A 20,483-nucleotide genomic window follows, 5' to 3' on the forward strand; every position below is an offset into this window, starting at 1 on the left:
GGAGGAACTTTTTCATCTTTATTAATAATTAGGATTTAGGTAGGTCTTACAATGAAAGTTCCCTGTAAGATCATTCCGTCTGTTCCGTCATGAGAGATTCCACCGATATCCGTCCAGGTTTCTTCTTTGTAGATGGTCAGGATTTTTTCTTCGGTACTGAACATATTGGAAGTATTCTGAGATACCATTTTGAAGTGATGATAAAGTACTCTTCCTTCTGCATCTTTAATCTTCATAGGATCCAGACCTAATTTTTCAACCGGAAGGAAAAATTCATTTCCTGTCATATCAAATGCTTCCTTAAAGAACCATTCATCTTTATTAGTTGCCGGATTGTTACCATACAGATACAATTTTGCTTTTGAAGTATCTTTTTCATCTGTATCTATTCTGGCCAGCTCTTTCCAGTTCCCCTGAGGGCTCATTTTATAAAGGTGATATTTCCCTTTATAACGAACCTGATCCCAGGATAGAATCACCCAATTGATCACATCAGAGTCTACCGGCTCGGAATGATATCTCAACACTGGTGCCGATGGATTATAATTTTCTACCAGCATCGTTACCGTAGTTTTTGAAGGTAACGACGGAGCCTGATCCTGTACATTTTTTGTAGCCGGAGGTGAAACAGCATAATCTGTGGTTGTGTATTCTACTTTTCTTGAAGCAACGATACGATAGAAAAGAGGATCACCATAAGGTTTTTCATCCAGATCTTCGAATTCATCATACACCGTCCATGATCCGTTTACAGGATTCACTTCTACATTAGCAATATTCACTGTTTTAATGTGTTTCATGCTCAATATGGAGTCTGCATCCAGTTTATTGGTTGCTCTGTACACCGAAATCTCATTAATCTTGTGTACATCGGTATAAGAATTGATCTCAATTCTTACTTTGGCAGAGATTCCTAATGTTGCATTGTCTACCACCGGGAGTAAACTCAAGATTTTTGGTGGTTCCGCAGGATTGGTATTCACCAATTTAATCGGTCCCTGGAATTTACTGAATTCGCTCATCTGCATTTGATTTCCTAACTCTCTTACTCCATAGAAGTAGAAGTTATCCGAAGCCCCATCAAGCGTAAAATCGGTAAACAATGTCGAATGAGGAGTGCCTCCCTGGCCTTGGCTGTATACAGCAGCCATTGGAGCCATATCAAAATCCTGATGTGTAGTAGGCAATAAATAGCCTGAAGCATCCCTGATATTCTGTTTTTTATTTTTAGGCCTGTGACCTGTGAGACTATTGAAATCAAAATTCTGAATCTGCTGATAGATAATCGGCACCTCCGTAAGTGGCAGAAAGCAGTTGATGATCGCTTCTTTAATAAAATGTCCTAAATACAATACTGAAGAAACACCTGGAAGCTCTTTAATAATAGGCTCATTAATTGATATGGTTCCTATTGCCGTATCATCAATCGGGTGGGAATACAGTGGGTTACTAGGATTTAAACTATAATGCTTATTATGTTCTTTAATAAACGCATTGATAGCAGCAAAGAAAAGTATATTATCAGGCATCGGTAATGCATCATCCATACTATCTGAGAAGTTTTCATATCCATCCTTTACTCCACCGGTAAGCATTTCAAAATCCACAAAATTCATCCATCTGTTATTGAAAAAGACTTCGTCATTTCCTCCCAGACTATCCAGCATTTTTTTGATGGATATAATTGTTCCGGACTCATATAATGAGGCAAGTAATACTGCATTATTAGCTCTGAAAAACTGTACAGAATATGGTTTATGGTCATATTCGGTAATAAAACTATAGGTAGCCTTTCCAAATTTATCCGGTCTTGTTGCATATTTAGAACCTTTTGGCTGTTTTGGCGGTTTAGGTTCAACAATTCTGTTGGCAAACATCACAGCAGGAACACTGAACTTAGATTTGTACTTCGCACCCTGCATATCCACATTGTCATTATCCACACTCTTAAATCCAAAGATTGAATATCTTACATCAACACCTTCTGGTGGTAACACAGCTTCTTCAATGAGATTATTAGCTGCGTTTTTATACAGATATACTCTGTAAGAAGGATAGTAATTTACCTTAAGATTAGCTCCCATTACCGGCTCAGAAGGTTTTATCGAAGTGACATTATCATATATGAATTTTGGCTGCTTATTAGCATCTTCCTCTATTCTGAAGTTTTCATCATAAACATATACTACCAAATCATTATTGGTTCCTATATTTTCTGTAAGCACAACTTTAAAAATAGATCTGGATTCAATAGGCTGATTATTATTGTAATGCTCATTTGTAAATAATCTTACAATTCCGTTTACCCACTCTACAGAATCCAAACCAGGTGAATACTGAGAATGCTGAGCCAGCTTGAATCCTGGGAATGTGATTTTATAAACTCCCTGATGGACCATAGGATAAGGAGATGGAAATTTGATAATTTCCCCCTTACTATTCTGGTATTTTTCAATTTTTTCAAAATGTCTTTCCACTGTTGCTGTTTTCCAGAATCCCCTGCTTTTTTCAAGGAATCTCTGAACAGATCCATCCGATTGCTGTGTATGAATAATCTCTCTATGAATTCCCCAATCATTGGTGCCAATTTTCACTTTCAGCGAATTAGGATTTTTTGGTCCCCATGTTGGTGTATTCTGCATATTTTCAGTAGCACTGAATAATCCTTCAGTCCCGGGACTGAATGTTGGAAGCACCAGACTGCTTTGGTCAATTACCGGTGTGGCACCTGAAATAATAGCTGCACTTGGTGTTTTTTTGAATACTGTAAATTTCAATCCTGAAGGCTCCACTTCGATTCCGTTAATGATATAACTTTCGGAATCCAATAAGAAAATTCCTCCGATAAAATCATTAATGGTAGTTCCTGCCGGAATTTCCGATTTTAGAATATGGGTTGGAATTGAAGGCTGAGCAGGGGTTCCAGATCCCGGAAGAATAGTTCCTCCTGAGCTTGGGAGAGTATAATCCGCTGTCTTAATAACAGCTAAAAGCTGATTAACAGGATGATGGTCTATGTTTACAACCTTTGCTGAAATCTCCTTCATGGTATAATTTCTGTAGAAGATTTCCACTTCATCTGCCATTACTTCTTTATCATCCGGAAAAATAGTATCGGGACCCAGATAGTAGTCATCTGGCAACGTAGAGTCAAATGAAATAGGATATATAATTTCGTCCTGATAAATATGATGATCAAAGCCTAATCTTACCAATGTTTTATCCGGATCTGTGATTGCCTTTCTACGATCCTGTTCTTCCTGAGAAGTAAGTGTTACAGGATATTCTTTCTGGATAAGAAAAGCATTTGTTGCTGTAGGAGGTAATAATCTGTTGTTAGGTTTAATCTTTGTATCAATTGAGAGTTCATCCCCTCCGGTCTGAGCTCTTGAGAACCAGTTGATCCCATATCCTTTATAAAAATACGTTCCGCTCTTATCCTGCTTATGCATATACAACGGTGCATAAGTATCCGGAATCTGAAGAGGTAATGTTTCCCAAGAATCAGCAGCATTTGCAGAACCATCTACATTCAGGTATTTGGTATCGTGGCACAATTCCGGTTTGACCCAGGTATAATCATCTGCTTCTCCAGGTTCTACAACACGGTACTCCAGACCTGCATACACAGGAAATGTAAATGAGGACGCATCGAATTTCTGAGATGATCCAAAAAATGAAGGATTGATTTCAAGCTCAGGAATCTGCAGATTATAAACACTGATATAGCGGTATTTTCCATTATGAGAATATCCCTCTGCATCGTATAGACCAGCTGACTGCGGATTGTTGGAGTCCATTCCTTTATTCAGCTTCATCAGCTTTACCGGCAATGAAAGTCTTTCAATTTCAGTAGAAACAGGAAGAGACATTGAAAGTAACTGGTACGTCTTATCATCCGAATTGATATCCAGATTGTTATTGGTATAATATTCTGTGATATAAATATATTCGTTTCCGAAAACCTCATCTTTGATATCAAGATACCCTAATCCCAGCATTCTTGCCACGTGATAATCCAGCGCTGCAATATTTAAAATATCCAGATTGGAAACCTGCATATCCCCTTCCTGAGGAAGGTTCGTGTTAATATCAACCACCTGTTGTGAACCGGTAGGCGAAAGATTAATTGAAATCGTTTCGTTCCCTTTTGGATTCGGCTGATCATTACTCAGCTCTACATATCTTTTGACTACCGTCTGAATATCTCTGTCTAAAGGTCCAATAGATGGATGTTCCCATTTTTTATGATAGTTTTCAACATTGACATAGGCTTCATCATTGTATCTTAACCAAGCTCCATGAACAGGATTATCCTTAGGTAAAGGATCTAATCTCTCCAAAGCCAAGTCTCTCTCATCGGTAAGAGCAAACTCTCCCATCAGCTTCCATGCATTTGCCTGGTTTCTGCTGATAATAAAGTCTGAGTAGAATTCAAATTTAACTCTGGCGACAATACATTTATCTGCTCTAAAACGTAATGTTTTTCCGTTCTCAGCATTAAAATATGTTTCTGAAACTTCATTACCGTAGCAGTATGTTCTGTAAGCAAGTTGCTGTTGGGATAAGTTATTGGGTTCTGCAAGGGAAAGGGCTTCAAATTCCACAAGTGAATCTGACTGCTGATCAATCACATCCAGTTCTGCTGCAAAGAAGATATCTGTCTTACAAAGAATTTCCACAATCTCATTACCATATAGCTGCATGAATTTAAGCGGATCAACCATCGGATTGACAGACTGTCTTACCTGTGTGTATTTTGTTTTATTTTTGAAATAGACATAAAAAATTCTATTGTCATTATTAAACTTATACATCCACATCTTCTTACTTTCATCAATAAGCTGAGGAGCCTGTTTAAAGTCTAAGGTGAAAATTTCTTTTGTATAAAGGGTTCTGTATACTTTTACAAAATCATCAGGTTTGTTGAAATTGTTTTTAGTAGATGACAGTTTCCCTTTAGGAAGGTGATTTTCTCCTAATTTACCTCCGAATCCCCATCGCAGGTGAATACCTTTTGTACTGTCGTCTCCTTTGGATCCGGCAGCCTGAAGATATAAATTGGGGGTTTGCAATCCTGAAAATTCATTAAAAGGTATCGTCGTTCCATCGCCACCATCTGTACCACACGCATTTGTGTTTGTATAAGGTTTATCTGTAATATTAAAATTGAGATCCGCTTCCGTCACATTTACTCTGGAATAATTGTAAGGAGCTTGGTCCATCTCAAAATATGTCTCTGATACTTGGACATTATTAACCGGAATATTGTTACAGGTATTAATTGAAGGTCCTACAAGCCCGGTAAAATAGGCATCATTCAGTCCTCTAACCGTTACTTCGCTCCCAACAATCTGATCAATAACAAACTCTTTACCTTTCGCTTCTCTGGTCCATTGAGGAATGTCATCATAGAGAGAAAAACAAAAATTATGACCTGCTCCTGTTTGGCCATAGAAAAAGTCTTTTCCATAGGTAAATGTCACCAGCTGACGGTCCCATCCGTTATACAACCTTGCAATTGATTCTTCTCCTAACAAAACAGGAATAGTGTTTAATTTACCTGACAGATACAGTTGGTACCCATGCTGAACCGGGCGGCAATACACTCCATTCAAAACAATAGGAGTTCCATCTACTGATAAATAGTCAGCACTAAGTACTGGTGCACTTACCTGCCCATATAAAGATACTCCACGTTTTACTCCATTAAGGGTTTCGTTGGCGCTTATGTAAACTATTTCACTGTAGGTACTGATTCCGGTAACTTCCAGGGTTGCCCCTGGAGTTCCGTTATTAATAATATCTGTTCTTGACTCTACTTTTCCATCCCAACTTAATAGAAGAGTTCCGCTGGTCTTTGTGTTTATATTATGAAAAGTAATATAAACCATTGAATCGACAAATATTTCAGCATAAATACGTCTTTCATCGGTTTCAATGGATGGAAAACTTCTACACCATACCACTTCTCCGTTTGCTCTGATTCTCATTACAAAAGGAGTTTTATAAGATTGCATTCCCAGAACTGCAAACTCACCGTTTGAGAATGGCATTACCTTGATAAATTTGGTGCTTCCTCCCTGTGAAGATTGATACACTTTATTCCATTTCAGGTTACCGCTTTCGTCCAGAACTGTAATCAATCCTGATGTTTCCATTGCTCCCACCTGCATTACATTTCCCTGGTTCTTTGTAGAAGAACTGATTCCTGAATCGGCACTGGAATTGAAATAATTATGATATTTAAAAAAACTCATTTTAGATTTAATTAGTTGTTTAGTTGTAATTCGTTGATTGTTACTGTAGATCTTTTAGTATATGCTGATCCGTCCCAAGATTTATAAGTGAATTCCAGTTTTAATTTTGAATCTTTGATCTTATTGCTCTTATGCATAACTAAAATCTGAGAATAGTCTTTAGCATATATGATTTGGAAATCTTTATTATGTTCACCTACAGCATTAAGAACCTTAAAGCAGTCTGCCATATCACCCAATGGAATTTTCGGATCATTGAACGGTTCCGGGTTTCTAATCAGCAAGGCGGCCACATCATTATTGGTGTTGATGATCTTAACAAATTCTGTATGGGTAGGTGGATTTAATGGTTTTAATCCCATCACACCTTCAAATGCACGGTCAAATACTTCTGAATAGGTATTGGCAAGTCCCTTTAAATAAGGATTTTCAATACCTTCTGAAGCCAAAATATAGAGGTCATTAAGCTGCTGTTGTTTAAGATCAGCTTTCACTTCGTATATCGCCTCTTTTTGTGCTATCACCACATTTTTATCATCGTATTCTTTCAGCTTGTAGCTTTCTACCTGTTCTTTAAAGTCTTTATATCTTGAAGTTCTGAATACAAACTCATGGATCTTTTGGTTTTCTTCATATACTTTATCAGGTTTTCCCGGAACCGGTGTAATCTGTGGTTTATAATGTCCATCTCCGTCATCGTCAAAGGCATTGTATACAATAGCGGTATATAGTTTTTCCGGATTCAGATTCGTGAGCTCAACCGAGTATTTATATGATTTTGGCACCACAGGGTCTCCAAGATCAATGCTACAGGCCATGCCCGTATTCCCTTGGTTAACATGATTCACATAATTAAGCATCTGCTGAATTCCCAATGGTAAATTTGGATCATCTTCAGCCCAGCTTTCCTGAGTTACCGGTATTGTTTCCTGAGACACCCAGTCCTGAGGTAAAGGATATGGAATACTAACATTAGTTACAGGATCTTTAATCGCAATATTAATACTTCCTGTGATCTTTTTAACATCCATTACATTATGAGCTTCCCATGTCTTAAGCATATGATAGATATAAGGCTTGGTAAAGAAGAATTCTATTTTACACTGCTCATTACCATAGAATAATGGTTTTGACATTAAAAGATCTCCGTCTGCATTCGGATATGATTTCTTCATATCGATATATGACTTCAGAGAGGTAATCGGATATTCATCTATATTTTTCTTCTTATCGGTCAGATTTCCATTGTCATCTTTAAGGTATTCGATATATTTCTCATTTTTCTTTTCAAAGTGCCCGATAGGCCCGGCCGTTTTAAAGGCAAAATAATAATCAATGATGTGTGGTGTATCTCCATTCACATTATCTTTCAGTTTGAGATTGATATAGTAAACACTGTTGGGTCTCCAAACCGGCTGTATCACTTTACTCATCGCTTCCTGCATCAGCTGCATGTCACCTGTTACAGCATCTTGTGATGGTATCGTCTGCTGATATTCGTAGTCTGTAACGGTCATCCAGTTTACTCTGTGGAATAAAGTATAGCACTGGGTAACTGCATTTCCATTTCCATCACTATCATCATTACATCCGCAATTTCCAAGTTTAAAGATGACATCATTAATTTCTTTTGTTAACTGCAGTGCTCCGAATATTGTGGATCCTTCAGTATTCAGATAGTCGGCCAGTTTCTTTAAAAGTTCTCTTACATATCCAATACCCTGAACCAGGTTATATTGTGGGAACTCTTTATCAAAGCTGTAGATGGCTTCCATATATATTTGAAAACACTTCAGGTTATATCTCAATTGAGTAACATCATCAACCCCATAATAAACAATACATTGGTTAAGATTATACATAAGCCCGGTAAGGAAATCACAAAGTTTCACATCTTTTGTACAAGGCTCCGGTTTTTCATCACATCCGCAATCAGGAGTAAACTTCAGATTAAGAGGCTTCTGAGTGGTCTTATTAACCTTGATAATGACCGCTTTATTGATTTTTTCTTTCGGATACTCACTTGAATAGCAGACATCAATGCCATCGGCCTTGTCTGTAATTTTTGAGACAACACTATTATGTTTGATAAATTGAGCAACAGGGCTATCCGGTAAATACAGGAAGATCACAGAATGGGTATTGAAGTCAACAAATGGTGGAGTATTTCCTGATGTTATCGTTCTATACTGGGTATCATAATCTGCCCAGCCATTTGATATATTGGACATGCTAAAATTCACAAGTCCATTCCCGAAAGCACCATTATAGCCATCTTCTACATGCATCACATCAAAGTCAAGCTCATTGCATTGACCAGTGGTACATCCTCCGGCTTTCAATTCTTTCAGTATCTCAATAAGCTCATCATATTCAGCCTGTTGCGTTGGAGAAAGAACTACTGTGGATACTTCACCTGTAGTATTTGCTGTGGCATTAGCCCAAATAAGATCTATTTGTGCATTGATATCATCAATTTCCTGCTGATTGGCGTTGTATGGAATAATTTCAATCTTGCTTACATACTGTCCCCCGAAATTAACTGCATCGTACATCAGCTCTGCTCCTAATTCTGCTTTTGTCTTCGTTACCTCATCAATTATAGCATAGTTCTGGTAAATGGCATTAGAGAATACGTCTTTATAATACCTGATCGTAACCGTACTTGCCATTGTAGAAAGTAGTAATTTTACTTTAGCAGAGGCTTCCGGAAGAAGAACAACCATTGTATTTCCATTGGTGATCTTCAATGACTTCGGATGATTATGAGGATTGGAAGCATTAGAAACCATCATATAATCCGTAGCGTCTGATACGGTTCCTAAGAGATTATAATAAGCTCCATTAATGAAGTTATACGGCGATCCTGCCGGCTGGTAATACACCGTTCCTACTGTTTTATCCAATACATTAGACTCATGCCATACATCTTCAGTTTGTGTACAGAATAATGAAGAAGCCGTAATTCCGTACTGTTCAGGAATAAACCATCCCGGTTGTGCAGAATCTAAGAATGAGAATGGTGTAGACGCCAAAATTCTGATCGTGTCATACTTATCATTGGTTTTCTGCCAGAATCCTAATTTGAATTTATCAATATTAGCGATGCTGTTTGCTTCAGCATCAGTAAGCACTGCTCTGTAAGGATTATATTTATTCCATCCATTCCCTTGTGTATTTAGAATCTTAATCTCTACATCTTCAATGGAATACTGGTGTTTCACCTGGCGCAGTACATGCCCTCCCGGCTGGGTTTTCTGAGGGGGAATAAGATCTGTAAATTCAGTTGCTCCGCTGGTGTGGCCTCCAATTTTCTCACCTGCAACCGGCGTTGGAATAAGCCCTTTTTCAATTTTAATATCAATATAGGTATCCAATGGGATTGTTGGCAGCTTATCATCATCTTTAATGGATGGTTCCGGTGCATTGAAAATCTGAACGACAGGAAGGTCAAATGTCTCGTTGGTCAACATATGAACCCCTTTCACAGCATTTTTCAATCGCTCTTCTTTCGGATAATCAATTTCCGGATTATCTGATTTGTAAGTAAGAGGGGGTACTGCGCTGGTATCTACATTTTTATCTTTCTCCCATTTGATGCTTAAATGAACTTTAAGTTTAATTTTAAAGATCGCCAGCTTGATCTTGAGTTCGAATTTAAGTTCGGCCAGGATCAGGAATGGAAGTATAAGTTCTACTCTGAAATAGATCGAAATAAATAGGGCAACACTTATAATGTAAAGGTTGATCTCTGCTCCACCTTCCACATAAATATATCCTCCTACCTGAGGTCTTTCGAAACTGATATGAGCTCCTACTTCAATAGCCGCAAAAACTTTTACAATGATCAGGTTCAGGTTAAAATCTACCCTTGCGCCGGCTTCAATTCCTTTGGCTGCAATCATCAGATAAGATTCTGCCTTGATATTCACTGAATCTTTAAACAGGCTGGCTCTGATCGGTTTATCCCTTGTTCCGAAATTGACATACCATGGTCTTTGATTCTTAAAGAAGAAGCCCATCTGAACTTCGGCCTTAATATCAATAAATGATCCGTTATTTTTGTTAAGCTGGAAGTTACCTCCTGCTCCAATTTCCAGTGAATTGTCCCCTACGATAACGAATGCATAGAATGGCGGAACTTTAGGGTCATCTTCGGTAAGACCGAGACGTTCACTGATGATCGTTAATCCGGCATCAATAGCGAACATACTTGGTACTGAAAGCAATACCATTGCACGTAGCGAGGCAAGACGTCCGTCTAAGGTAGCCAGGGAAGCCCCTGCACCAAAGGAGAATGGAGCAGTATATTGCTGAGTATGCTGTGGTCCGATAAATTTATCCGTGTTGATTCCTCGCTGCGGATGTACATAATAATCGTACCAGGTATCATTTTCTGTCATTCCAATCGCCTCCTTATGGGCAATATATCGGTATCCTATTAATCCTCTGAATCCGAAAATACCAAATGAACCTAATGGAATGACAAACGGAAGTTCAACGCTTGCGTCTACCAGGAATCCCGGATATTTGGGGTCGAAAGCCATTTCTGCAGAACCGGAAATATTCATTTTCGGCAGCTGAAGAGAAACCTTTCCTCTGTATTCTGTAGAAACACCCGGCTCAGGAATGGTAAGCGCCCCCTTGATAATAGCTACTGCAGCACTTGCACTTGCCGATCCCGGAATTACAAGGTCTACTTCAAGGGTTGAAATATGGAAATAAGAATCTTTATATGATTCTTCTGTTCCTCCGTATTTTTCAACCATTTCATCATTATCGGCAGTATAATAATATTTAACACCATTTCCTCTTACATCAAGGCCTAATGGGTTGATATTGATACCTCCATCAAATCCAATATAATTATAGGTACGCATTTTGTCCTTATACATTCGCTGTATGGTCCCCATATGGATGGCTGTAACGGCCATACGTACCGGTCCTAAATTCAGATGGATATTGATTGGAATAATAGAACTTCCGCCGGCAATTTCAAATTTACCATTGGCGTAATAACGGATAGCCGGCAGATCAATTCCTTCTTCTCCTAACAGCTTTTCTCCAAATGAACCTTGAGGGAAAGTAATCTTAGTATCCGCTTCAATATAGAAGTTATCATCTTTCTTACCAATTTCTATTCTTTGCAGATTAAAGATAAGCAGCTTAAACAGGTTCATTTTCAGGCCACTTGGAAGGAATGCTGCAGAAAGCTTAAAGTTTTCTTTACTTTCCCATTCTCCGTCTACTGCAATGATTAAGTCAGACTCTCCATCATAACCTTTAAACTTTTTGATCTTTAAGGCGGCCTTCAAGGAGGAATGTACTACCTGTCCCTGATGGAAGTCAATATCAAAGTTACTGAATCCTAATTCCCATGCTTTTTCGGGATCTTTCCCTAATTTAAACCATAATGTCTGTTTTTTAATATCAGCAAGATCCTGGATTTTCAGGGTGCTGATAAACTGATAATATTCCTCTTCTTTATTAAAAGTTCTGTATTCTCCGGTGATAGTCGTCAATTTGAGAGGATACATAAATTTCAGCTCTGAAGGAGAACTTAGTCCATTAATATAAGCAAGCAACTGAGGCTTACCACTAATCTGCTGGGTTGAGGTTCCATCCATGGATTTTACGGATAGACCATTATAATCCAAAGAGAAGAAATCTCCGAAATAATCAACTACTTCAGTGGTATTTCCTACAGTCTTTGTACTGTACGTAGGACGGATGGCAATATTTCCGGATAATCCTCCTGTTCCAATCAGTAAATGGTTGGCAGAGATCCCGATGGTCTGTCCGGTCTGCTGTTTTTCAAACCATTTTTTAGGAAGAAAAATTTCCGTATACTCCATGTAAACTCCCATGAATTCTTTCGGTCTTCCGTCAGCATCTGCTTCTGCAATATTTTCCTTTTTACTAAGGTCGATTTTCAGGTTGTGAATATCGATGGCAAAACCTGTATTTCCAATCTGTGCAGGCGTACTGGTACTCAATGCCAGATCCATATTATATCCGAAACCTCTTTCCGTATCCGCATAAAATACAGCTTCCCCGAATTTCAAGGTTACTTTGTTCGCATATCCGGGGGTATTTTCCGGAATAGGATCTAATTCATTGGCATGACCACGTGGATAAACGGGTGTTAAAATATTTCTTGGAAATTCAATTGCTGCAGACAACATCAGTGTTGCTTTAAATTTCGGAAGCACTACTTCTTTAATGAACTCATCAATATCTTGCGGAAGCAGGGATTTAAAGAATATTTTTACTTTATTTCCTGTTTCCTGAAGGTCATTGGTTAAAAGATACGTTGCAAAACCAACTAATGAGGCATATTTTCCGGCCGATTTATTAAAAATATCCTGTACGACTTCTGTAACCGTCGTAGCATCCGATGGTAATGTAAGCCCCAAATTCTGCGAAGCATTAATATCCTTCACAAACTGCATCAGGGGAGTAATATTCTGATCCGTAGGACTTACAAAGGTATTGACGAAATGGGCAATCGCCTGTTCTTCCGTTACGTTGAGCACTCTAAGCGCTACCTCGAAGATCTGTTGAGGTTCAAAGGAAAAGTTTCCTAAGCTGAAATAGCGTAAATACGCCAGGATCTTCCATTGGTATTCAACCGTGATAGGAAATGCAGAAATTTTGGAATCATTGTTTTCAAGATCCGGATTCAGAACCAAAGCGATTCCTGTTCCGGGAATTTCGATATCGATTCTTTTCGAAACGATAGATAAGCTGTAAAAAGCCGAATCTCCTTTCGGCCCTTTACTATACTGTAAATCTTTATAGTAGATTTTGTCGAGGAGGTTGGTCACCCCATCTTTTATGAATCCCAGAATATCCGGGATGTCGTCTTTTGTAATCACAGAGGATAACCTCGGGTAATACCTGTGTGTTACCGGTGTTTGATTTGACATAAAAATAATTTTGTGTTTGGGTGAGTGGAAGGCTTCCGTTTAGGCAAACAAAAGCCTTATTAAGTAGGGTTTACTTAATTCCCGTGGTGGTGTAATGTTTCATGTGTATTGACGATCTGCCAACTTATCAGAACACTATAATTATTTATTTTTTATCCCTATAAAATAAGAAGGATAGGCTCCGTAATACTTTATGTCAATTAAATATTGGCATAAAGTAGTTTATAGTATGACGAAACTGTTTTTCCTAAATAATTATAGTTCTGGTAAGAATTGATTATTTACATACCAAGCTCTCATCTTCTGTGGGATATTCATTCTAATCATCAATTGTTCGGCATAAACACCATAAATTCCTCTTTCAACATCTTGGTCATCAGTATTTATACCATTAGAAAAATATTCAATATCTGAAAAAACACCTGATTTATAATGAGAATCAAAATATTCTCCATAAAATCCATCAGTTGTTTTATAGTATGATTTTGTCAGTTCATAATGGTGTTCATTACTTGATGGCAAAGAAGGATCTGTACATTCCCAAGCAATAATTTGTCCATTATTATTATATAACTCTCTAACTATTAATTGCGAAAATTGATTTGCTTCTAAATCAAAATATTTTATTTTATCAATCCAAAATTCACCATATGCTTCTCTTTCTCGAATACTTAGCACTTCTAAATTAGGAAGGTTTTTATGTTGCTCTACAATTTGACTATCAATTTCATTTATATTTTTGTAATAATGCAAGGCAAAAATATTACCATCTAAATATCTCTCTCTGGTTTTAATAATATTGTTAACAATATTATCTTTATATCCAGAAAAATTCTGCTTAAATTGTTGTTCTGTTATAATTTTGAAATTATCATTCTTATATTCTATACTCATAATCAATTTATTTTAATTGTTAAATCCGGATTTAATCTTCTTCCATTATTTGCATTTATAAATATATTAAAATCTATTCCACCCCAATTATCAACTTTGTCTGGTTTATATAGTTTAGGTTTTATGTCTTCAGATAAGAATTTCATATCATATAACTCATCAGCTAAAGAAATTATTTTACCATTTTCAATTCTTATAATACCCTTTGCTGACAGTTGATCTAGATTTTCTAAATTTTCAACAATTTGTCTTGGAGTTATATTTGGGTTTGTTTTTGCAAATTCTTTTCTTGCTTCAACATACTTTTTAAAATATGCATACAGTATATCTTGTTTTTTCAAGGCATTAGGACCATTGGCTCTACCCATATTTTTATAAAATAACTCTGCACTTTCTGCATAGGCATCCCAAAACTTAGACTTTTTAATATAAGAACACAAATCTAAATCTGGAACTTGATTCTGATATAATGAGGAACCTGATATTTGATATTCATCTAGATATTTTTCTAGCCCATATTTTGTTAATATACTACGAAGATGATTATTAAAACTTTCAAGATGAATTGCAGAAGTAAATGAATAAGGTACAAAATTTCTGGTTGTTCTAAAATTCTCATATCTCTCCATAAATCCAGTAACTTGCACCCAGGTCTTATTTTTCTGAACCCTTAAACTTTTTAATAAAAAATGGGTGGTTAATTCATCACTAAATCCATACTGTTTTCCTATACGAATTATTTCACAAATTTCTGCCTCTGTATGAACTGTTTGCGATAGTTTCTTCCATCCGCCAGTTGCTAATTCTTCATATTTATATATTGAAAATCTAGGTGGATATTTCACAACCCCTCCTACAGGAATAGTATCAGATATATTATATAAATTGTTTTGTTGTTTTATCAGAACATTTACAATTTTATCAAATATCAGTTTAGCAAATTTATATGTAACAAAAGTAAGAGATAATGCAGGCCCTAGAGGATTCGTATACAGATTATTACTTCTTACATATAAATTATAAATATTATCAACTGTTTTATCAACTGTTTCTGCAGTAGCAGTAGCGTTCATTAAAATCAGTTTGGCTCGTAAATTTGCCCTGATAATCGTTTCGTCTGTAGCTCCTGCAGCAACCTTCGAAATTACTCTTGATGCCTGCCTTGTAAGGCTTGTCATACCAATTCCTGCCATTCTACCTCCATTAAGTGATAAACACACAATATTAAGCCTATCTGAAAAAATCTTAAATGTTTTACAGAATTCATCTTGATTATTACAGTCTCCAACAATAAGGCTAATATAGGTAAGTACTTGTGATGTAAAGGTAAGTCCATCAATTACTAAACTTAATCCCTGTAAGCTCACTAATCCAATGGTATCTGCACCTGCTGCTGCCCATCGTAAGTGTCTTAGTTTTGTTAGACCACCAACTCCAGTTATAGTTAAAGGAACATCTAAGGCATAGCCAATCAATGTTTCAGAATTATTTCTCTCATTAGTTTCTGCAATATAAAGTAAAACAAAAAGCGGAATAAAAGAATTAATTTTCTTACCACTTACATCAAAGATTTGTCCCTGAGTAGAATATACAGGTACTGCCGAATCTACATCAGAATTTAAAAGTGTAACTGGTTGAAGTATATCATACTTACCATATAGAACCTCAGTTCCAATAGGACCTGATGAAGTTCCAATCATTGATGTGACTTGTTTTCCGTATGTTATTAATAATTCTTTTGCTAATATTTTATCTTTCTGGAATTCAAACTTAAAATTATCAAAAAAAACATTGACATATTTTTCAGAGGTATAAGGCATAACAATAGGAGCAGAATTTTCATTCAATATTGAATATTTATAAAAAGTCCTTTCGCTATTAGAATTTTCAACATCTATTTTTGCAGTGTATGCACAGTTGTGTGTGTATTTAAAAATTCCCTGAATATTATTATCAAATGTCACCACCTCTGTCGCAACTCTATTAAAACCTAATACATTTGGTTTGATACTGCCATCTTCATTATATGGACAATATTTACTAAACTGCCATAATAAATATATGGTCTGTACAAATTGTCCTTTAGTATCAGTAGGAGTGAAATTTGTCGACATTACCCAATTAGAAAGAGTAATCACTCCTTTTGTGAATAGTAAGCTTGTACTCATCTTATCATAAATATACTGATAGAGTGTTTTTGTTTTCCCACTATCTACTGATTGATTATTTGAACTTAATAAACCTTCAAAAAAAGCGTCAATCCGATCAACAGTATTTATATCAAATGATTTTGTGATTCGAACAATTAAATTTTCTACAGCTTCCTGTTCAAAGAAAACTTCTAGCTCTTCTTTTGCGGAAAGCAATACCTGTATCTTTAAAGGTGAAGTTAAGGTTGTAAGAGCCTTAACCCCCATGAACAATGTTAAGTAAAAAAACTTTTTATTTCCTTGCGCCTTTTCAATTTTAACTTTACATCTAAAACCTACTGCATAAAAATTGACAACTTCTTGATAAAAACTATCAACCAAATTAATAATTTCTACCTCACTTTGATTTGATGCATTTACAAAAGGGTTTGTCCAATAATTTCTTTGTTCATTAATATAAGATTGGTAAGTGGCATCCGAAAACAATGGTAAAATTGATTTACTAATATGATTAAGACAAAACGCTGAATAAACTAAAAACTGTGTTACCTTTTTCTTGTTTTCAGCACCTGTGACTAAATTAATAAGGGATTTTGAATTATTAAAAAAATTTGTAGCAAGAGATTCTGATGTATATATTTGAGTTGAAGGAATAGTATTCTTAGGAATATAAATCTCATTCGTAAAAGGGATTAAACGTTCTTTAGAATTCCAGGTATATGAATAAGTCTCAGTAATATTATAATTAGCCATGGAGCTATCAATCTTTTGCTTTTCAACGATAATTGTATCTCCTTCTTGAACATATTCAAAACTGGTTTTATCTTCAAATTTCCTTATTTTATTTAGTTCCAACTCATCAGCCCAGTACTTCAACCAATCTTGCAAAGAATAATATCCGGCACTTGCTTTATTATTATCATCTGCTTTAAAATCCGCTTTAAGAAAATGATAATAATCAATATTATTTTTTGTAAAACCTACTAAATAACCTCCTAGAGTATAAACCGTGCTCTCTAAATTATTTATTCTGACAACAAGGGCATTCCCCAATATATCATAACTTCCATATAAAATTGATGCTTTCATTATAAATATGTACTAGGTATTAATTTTTGTGTATTAAATGATTTTGGAGTCCATTTTGCATATTCATCAGAAGTAAAGACCATATTATCTATAGTTGTTATAAATATTTTTTCTGCTGGAGACACTATTTTAAGTTCTCCAAGATTGGTCTCACCTATGATAAGTAGAAAATATTTTTTATATTTTAGCCCTTCCTGAGAGTTATAATAACTGTTTTCATCTTCTCTGAGGTTTGTAAAATAAAATTTAGGATTATTAAGATTCTGACTGTTAATAATGTTAAAACATGAATCATTCTCTATTTTAGTTATTCCTAATATTTTTTTACTTGGTAAATATCCCTTTTCAGAATCAATTGATAATCCTGTTATAGTCTGCCCTTCTAAATCCATAAATACTCGTGATTTCAAATAATAAGGGGTTTCCGGTTGATAGAAATTATTCCTTTTATCACTATAATTAATTGTTCCTCCATTACTATTATCTTGATAAGCAGATCTACTTTCAAAAAAGCCACCTACATTCTGGCGGATATTATTCAACAACGTCTCATAAGTAACTCTTTTCACACTTTCCGTATCATTTTTCATAATGAGATCCTCTACTTTCTTGGTGGTCACCGTTGCAATGTCTTTTCCTCCTGCTTTATTTTCAAAATCAATCAACAATAAATTCTGATCAATAACATAAGCAAGCTCATTTCCGTCTTTAGACTGAATTTTCGGAGTCACATTAATCAATCCAAAGATGTCATCAATGTCTTTCAAATCGTAACTTGTGCTTACAGCAGGATCTCCCGGATTTGGACCAGGGGTTTCAGAAGTGACTTTCACTGTTTTCCCTTCATAAATCAACTGTACAAATGAAGCAACTGTTTTATTGGCACTTGTTTTATTTAAACTGAAAGTAATGGGCTTCGTGAAATTGGTATCGACTCCATTTCCCTCTTCCTGCAATAAGTTTTTACCTCTGATAAAATAATCCTCATTGGGAGTATCTGCGTGTAAAACACCTTGTTTTACGTACATGGCAGCGGCATCATTATTATCAGTTGTAAGCTGCAGTACCAATGATGGCTGTGCAACCAGCTCTTTTACTGGCCAGCCTGCTTCAAACTGCTCTAAGGAAAGGTTGCCAGCTGTTGGTCCGATTTTAATATTGTTGGCACTTCCTTCCAGGTTCTGATTTCCATAGAAATTATAGGATCTCTGTCTGCTTCCCTGGATGTACAGATAGGTAGTCTCAGCTGTTTTAAAGCCTGAAATCTGACTGGCAATCTGTTCTACCGTTTGCAGGACAGAGTTGTCACTCATATGAATCTTTCCTTTTCCCTGGGTATGCAAACCATAAAAGGCTGCAATATCAAGGAACTGAGTGGCTGTTTCCCTGATGAGTTTCTTTTTAAAAACTGTAGCACCTGCTGCCTGATCTAAAACATGGTCAGCACTTCGAGCAAAAGCCAGATTCAGTTTAAAAGGATTGGGGTCATTGGCTACGGTATAATCTCCTTCGTTCAATACGATATCAATTCCTATGCTTCCTGTGGCAGTTCCAAGATGGGTTCCTCTTGGGATCATGGGCAGTTCAAAAGCTTTTTTGGGCTCTACTTCAGTGGTGGTAGTTCCGGTAGTTTGAACTTTAGAAATCTTAAGGAAATAATCATCAATAAGGTCATCTGCTGACTGGGAAGTTCCTGATGGATACCCGATATGCTGAGCAGTAAACGCAGGCTGGGTAATTCCCAGCATAGCATACAGGTCTTTAAATTCTTTTCTGATGACGTCTACAAAGCCTGTTACTCCTGTTCCGTCATTAATAACGAAGTTAGAGCCAAAGAAATCTGATCTGTTCAGGCCTCTGTACACGATATATTTGATCGCAAGTCCCTTAATCGGCTGATTAAAAGGCTTCAGGATCGCATTTACTTTAGTGGCATCTGTTCCACAAGGTTGTAAAAATACCTGTCCCTGACAAATTGTATATACTTTGCCGGTAACGCTTACTTTGGAGGTGGTCCTGAATACAGTCCCATTAGCTCCAAATTTTCCGGCCGGGTCTTGCGAGAAAATCTTTCCTTTCTCCAGGAAGAAGAAAGACTCCGGCAACAGATCTGGCCGTACGTTAAGCCCTTTGCTGTCGGGAGCTGTTGATAAGCTTCCCGATGGAATATTTTGTGGCATTTTTGTGATTTTTGGTGTTAATAAAAGATAAGACGGTGGTAATGATCAGCCTCATAAAAACTGAAAAGCATTCTGAACCATTAGGGTCAATTAGGCTTTAAGAATACTAAGCCTGGTTACTTTTTAAGGAGTGTTTCCTTAAAAAGGCAATATGATTTTTCTTCATGTATCTTAGCTGCTTCAATAGTTCTATTATTCAGATTTTTTTCAGATTTTTTCTACTGTTCAATAAGAAGAGGTTTATTTTTTTCCGGTAAAGACAAACCTCTTCCCGTACAATCATTCCGGTTGATTGTAATATTGATTTTCACTGTAAAATAATCCCGGGATTATTGGGTGAAAATTACATATCCGTCTTTATCTTTTGGTAAATTTTGTAAGTTTCTCCAGGATGCTTTGATCTTTCGCCCGCCTTTCCAGATGGAGCTTCGTTCAAAATGTGGCAGGTCTTTAAAGGTTTTCCAGTTTCCGCCCCAGCTCCAGCCGTGTTTTGCAAAGATCTTTACACATTCGTACCAGTCGGCTACGCCATCGTTATCCCAGTCTTTCGCAGTGTCCCAGCTTGCTACTTTTCCGTCGATAATCAGGCAGATATCTACCGCTAATCCGTAATTGTGAATACTTTGTCCGGCTTTGGCATTGGTGACTTTTTTTCCGGCTTTTGTTCTTCCCTGCGCATATAATGCATCTTGGTCTTTAAAGGATCTTAACCCCTGGGTAATCCTCACTCTTGCTCTCCCGGTAAGGGCTTCATCACATTCTTTTACAATTTCTGTGACTTCTTTCCTTACCAATGGATGGAGATTTCTTATTCTGTTTTCACTTGGTTTATCCATGGATGATTATTATTTTGTGATTTGGTGTTTGATTCTTAAGCAAAGCTATTTCAGGCTGACGCCAAAACCTGACGTGTTATATTTTGTGGTAAAAAAATGTGAAAATTTTGTTATGATCTTTGATTTTCGGACATGTGAATCATTT

Annotated in this window: 6 protein-coding genes; all 6 read right to left on the reverse strand. The window is 36.5% G+C overall.

The genetic code is table 11. The annotated features are described in order from the left end of the window. Window positions 1-35: 35 nt before the first annotated feature. The 6 genes from LQV47_RS11605 to LQV47_RS11630 all read right to left on the reverse strand — a co-directional run bounded on the left by LQV47_RS11605 (window position 36) and on the right by LQV47_RS11630 (window position 20,338). Window positions 36-6,260, reverse strand: a complete 6,225-nt coding sequence (locus tag LQV47_RS11605; protein WP_230037013.1) for a hypothetical protein — start codon at window positions 6,258-6,260, stop codon at window positions 36-38. Window positions 6,261-6,271: 11 nt separating this feature from the next. Continuing rightward, window positions 6,272-13,189 carry a hypothetical protein gene (locus LQV47_RS11610; RefSeq protein WP_230037015.1) on the reverse strand — a complete coding sequence of 2,306 codons (6,918 nt, stop codon included), beginning with the start codon at window positions 13,187-13,189 and terminating at the stop codon, window positions 6,272-6,274. 255 nt (window positions 13,190-13,444) lie between these two features. After that, window positions 13,445-14,083, reverse strand: a complete 639-nt coding sequence (locus LQV47_RS11615; protein ID WP_230037017.1) for a hypothetical protein — start codon at window positions 14,081-14,083, stop codon at window positions 13,445-13,447. A 2-nt stretch (window positions 14,084-14,085) separates the two neighbouring features. Then, window positions 14,086-17,322, reverse strand: a complete 3,237-nt coding sequence (locus LQV47_RS11620) for a hypothetical protein (protein ID WP_230037019.1) — start codon at window positions 17,320-17,322, stop codon at window positions 14,086-14,088. Next, a complete protein-coding gene (locus tag LQV47_RS11625) occupies window positions 17,322-19,502 on the reverse strand; it encodes a hypothetical protein (protein WP_230037021.1) in 2,181 nt (726 codons plus the stop codon). Before LQV47_RS11625 ends, LQV47_RS11620 begins: the two co-directional genes overlap by 1 nt. Window positions 19,503-19,831: 329 nt before the next feature. Further along, the gene (locus LQV47_RS11630) at window positions 19,832-20,338 is read right to left on the reverse strand and encodes a M15 family metallopeptidase (protein WP_230037023.1); all 507 of its coding nucleotides are present in this window, start codon (window positions 20,336-20,338) and stop codon (window positions 19,832-19,834) included. Between the last annotated feature and the right edge of the window lie 145 nt (window positions 20,339-20,483).

Source organism: Chryseobacterium sp. Bi04, assembly GCF_918698085.1.
Classification (GTDB): Bacteria; Bacteroidota; Bacteroidia; order Flavobacteriales; family Weeksellaceae; genus Chryseobacterium.